This is a genomic window from Arenibacter algicola, assembly GCF_018860365.1.
Classification (GTDB): Bacteria; Bacteroidota; Bacteroidia; order Flavobacteriales; family Flavobacteriaceae; genus Arenibacter; species Arenibacter algicola_B.
Genome location: NZ_JAHKPO010000030.1, coordinates 1 through 1198 on the forward strand (window position 1 = coordinate 1; position 1198 = coordinate 1198).

General features: G+C 47.4%; 1 protein-coding gene. It reads left to right on the forward strand.

The window, feature by feature from the left end:
* Positions 1-1198 (forward strand): hypothetical protein (locus KO529_RS22665; RefSeq protein ID WP_215950140.1); only part of this gene is annotated, 1198 nt, incomplete at both ends.

Below are 1198 nucleotides of genomic sequence, written 5' to 3' on the forward strand. Positions count from 1 at the left end.
CCTCGGACAGGGGATGCTTTACCTTGCAAACCGTAACCATTGATGAACCTAATGCTTTAGATGCCGCGATCACCGATGTAACCGATTTCGCCTGTAATATGAACAATGGCGTCCAATCCGCTTCTATTGAAGTTACTATTACTGCTGGTACTGGAACACCTTCCTATACCTATAGTGTTAATGGTGGTGCCTTTATACCTACAGGTGGAAATGTATTTACCTATACGGTTACAACAGCTGGCAATTATGATATTATTGTAAAGGATAGCAATGGCTGTACTTTTACAATTCCAACCCAGACTATAAACCCATTACCCACCATTACGGATGTATCCGTTGCTCAGATTACAGAAATTACCTGTAACAATGATGAGGTGGCCAGGGTGACCGTGACAGGAGGTTCGGGCGATTTTAGCTTCGAACTTTTGCCAACGGGAAGTGCTATCGTACAAGCACCTGGTGCAGCTACCTATACGGCCGACTTTACCTTGACCGCCCCAGGGGACTATACCTTTAGGGTGACCGATAATGTGACCGGTTGTTATTTCACCACAGCTCCTTATAATGTGGCACCTTACGACATTGTAGAGGTAGTGGCCACGGCCGTTACCCCGGTTACCTGTTATGGGGACTCCGATGGGGTTATGGAAATAGAAGTAACCAACTATACCGGAAACTACTCCTATGAGGTATTCAATAGCAATGGTACTACAACCACCATTACAAATACCGGCGTGGCACCAGGTGTGCTCAGTATATCAGGATTACCTGCAGGGAACTTCTATGTGGTAATTACCGCTACGGATACCCCCTTCTGCGATGATACCACCAATACGATTACCATAGGTTCTCCGAACGCAATTCTGAATCTGGTAGAAACGAACAATATCAATGCCAACTGTAACATCGGCGCACAGGTGACCGTACAAGCCACTGGCGGGAACGGTGGGTATACCTATGCCTTTGTACAGGACGGTGCGGTTGTGAACCCAGGTGATTATTCCGCTAGTGCCAGTGATGTCCTTGATCCTGCCACCAACCTCAATTGGGACGTTTGGGTGAAGGATGCCATGGACTGTACCTATAAGATCGATGTGGTTATAGCCGAAGATCCTATGCCGACGGTAAGCCTTCCGGCCTATGCCGACGACCAATGTACCTCCAACGGCACATCTTACACCTTTACCGCAACAAGTAC